The sequence below is a fragment of the Butyricicoccus sp. genome (assembly GCF_050872565.1).
In the GTDB taxonomy this organism is placed as follows: Bacteria; Bacillota; Clostridia; order Oscillospirales; family Butyricicoccaceae; genus Butyricicoccus_A.
On the sequence record NZ_JBNMHC010000369.1, the window covers coordinates 1 to 2,094 of the forward strand.

General features: G+C 49.4%; 4 protein-coding genes. 2 read left to right on the forward strand and 2 right to left on the reverse strand.

Going from position 1 to position 2,094, the window contains the following annotated elements; translation table 11 throughout:
* Positions 1 to 118: 118 nt before the first annotated feature.
* Positions 119 to 613 (forward strand): HD domain-containing protein, encoded by a 495-nt coding sequence (locus tag ACR0P9_RS11460; RefSeq protein WP_432620265.1) that lies wholly within the window; start codon positions 119 to 121, stop codon positions 611 to 613.
* Here ACR0P9_RS11460 and ACR0P9_RS11465 read toward each other — a convergent pair.
* Positions 601 to 900 carry a cupin domain-containing protein gene (locus tag ACR0P9_RS11465; RefSeq protein WP_432620267.1) on the reverse strand — a complete coding sequence of 100 codons (300 nt, stop codon included), beginning with the start codon at positions 898 to 900 and terminating at the stop codon, positions 601 to 603. The two genes, ACR0P9_RS11460 and ACR0P9_RS11465, sit on opposite strands and share 13 nt — an antisense overlap.
* Before the next feature lie 28 nt (positions 901 to 928).
* On the opposite strand from ACR0P9_RS11465, the gene ACR0P9_RS11470 reads away from it, so the two are divergent.
* Positions 929 to 1,561 carry a CpXC domain-containing protein gene (locus ACR0P9_RS11470; protein WP_432620269.1) on the forward strand — a complete coding sequence of 211 codons (633 nt, stop codon included), beginning with the start codon at positions 929 to 931 and terminating at the stop codon, positions 1,559 to 1,561.
* Here the strand turns inward: ACR0P9_RS11470 and ACR0P9_RS11475 are convergent.
* On the reverse strand, positions 1,545 to 1,880 hold the full coding sequence (locus tag ACR0P9_RS11475) for a hypothetical protein (protein ID WP_432620271.1): 336 nt from the start codon (positions 1,878 to 1,880) through the stop codon (positions 1,545 to 1,547). The two genes, ACR0P9_RS11470 and ACR0P9_RS11475, sit on opposite strands and share 17 nt — an antisense overlap.
* Between the last annotated feature and the right edge of the window lie 214 nt (positions 1,881 to 2,094).

Here is a 2,094-nt window from a genome sequence, read left to right on the forward strand (position 1 = left end):
CTCTAACCTCTTGTCTTTTCCCCGCCGGATATGCTATACTAAAACAGAACAGAAACAAGAATAGCTCCCTCATGAGGGAGCTATTTTCCCATTTGTTTGTACAAGAGGAGGTATCTTCATGTATCATCAGATTTCTCAGCTGCTGCTCGCCGCCTGTGCCTATAACGGTGCAGATCCCGCTCGCAATCAGCACCTCATCAAAGTACACAACTATGCCCGCATGATTGCGGATGGTGAGCATGTCGATGCGCATACGCAGTTCGTACTAGAAGCTGCTGCCGTCTTGCACGACATCGGCATTCATGAAGCGGAGCGCGTACATCATTCCTCTGCCGGACAATATCAGCAGATAGAAGGTCCCGCTGTGGCGCGAAGCATTCTCAAGAATTTTCCGTTTGAACCGGCAGACATTGACCGCATTTGCTGGCTTATCGCTCATCACCATGTGTACAAGCCCATTGACGGCATCGATCATCAAATTTTACTGGAAGCGGATTTTCTGGTCAATGCCTTTGAAGAACCATATTCTCAGGAGCAAATTCGGCACTTTTATGAGACAATCGCCGCGACAAAGACCGGAAAGACCCTGCTGCGTATCCATTACTCCTCTTGACGGAACACACACAGCCAAATACACGGCTCGCTCGTATAGCTGACGCGATGGCGGCAATGTGCCGGAAGATAGGCAGTATCACCTGCATGTAATCGCTGTTTGCTGCCGTCTGCATAGGTCAGTTCACCGATTCCCTGCAAGACGCACACCCATTCATCTTCTGTCTGGTCATACCAGTCCGATGTCTGCCCATGGGAAATAATGCGCTCGATCCGCGTCTGCCCTGCCAGCAAAATGTCTGTCAGCTCTTGTTCCGGCAATTGTTCCGGTATGTCAAATAAATTCATAGTTTTCCCCCTAGAAAGGATGTATGTTATGTCTGAAGTTCAGAATAATACGTTTACTTGTCCGCAGTGCGGTGAAGATGGCCCGCTTCAGATGTGGACGAGCATCAATGTCGCGCATGACCCAGATGCCCGCCGCCGTATTGAAGATTTATCTGTTTTTGAATGGACGTGTCCCAACTGCAAAAAAACAGCTCTGGTGCTGCATCCCTGTCTGTACCATGACCCAGCCAATGAATTTATGGTATGGTTCGCGCCAGACGGTGAAATCGCAGATGACACCCGCGATTTCTCTCAGCTCAGCGATTATACGCTGCGCACCACCAAGACACCAAATGAATTCCGCGAAAAAATCAATGTATTGGAGCGGCATTTAGATGACCGTGCGTTGGAGCTGACCAAACTCATTTTGATTATGCAGCTCACTCGCGACAATGTCGATGTCGTTGATGTGGTCTTCCACAGCATTGATACCTCTGGCCGCTTCGTGTTTGTCCTGGTGCATCCGGACGGCGCGGAACAGTATCTGCGTCTGCCGCCGGAAACCTATCAGAAATTCGCCAATGATGTGCGCGATTATCTGTACACACCGGCACGCGGTTTCCAGACCATTGATTTAAATTGGGCAAAGGATTCCTTGGAACTGCTCAAAGATATGCATTAACGGGCACTGGCTCTCCCAAACGGGAGAGCCAATTTTTTATTTCTTGCTTTGTTTGCTTGTCACTTTCCAATACGCCGCGCCGCACTGAAGCAAGACAACGGCATAAAAGATCAGCAAAACGACCGTGCAGATAAAGGCAACCGTATGTCTTCTCTGTACCGCCAGTGTTCCCAACAGGCAGAAGAAAATTGCCAGCAGCGGGAGGACTTTTCCCTTCCAAACCCGCTTCATCATGTCGATGCATGTTGCGTAGCCAATTGGCTTCCTTCTCCCATTGCGGAATGGTAAAAAAACGGAGCTTTACGATTGTTTCTGCCATGTCTACACCCTCTTTCTGTTTTGCTCTGAGCATATCGCACGACGAGCATTTTGTCAACCGATTTAAACCAAAAAGGCGTTCCGCTTATGCGGAACGCCTCTCTTGTATCGTGTTGTTTTCGGTAATTGGGTGAGAATTACTCAGCAACCTTTACCCAAACACCGCCGTTGCGGCAGGACTCGGTTGCAGCAGCAGCCATCAGTACCGGACGCAG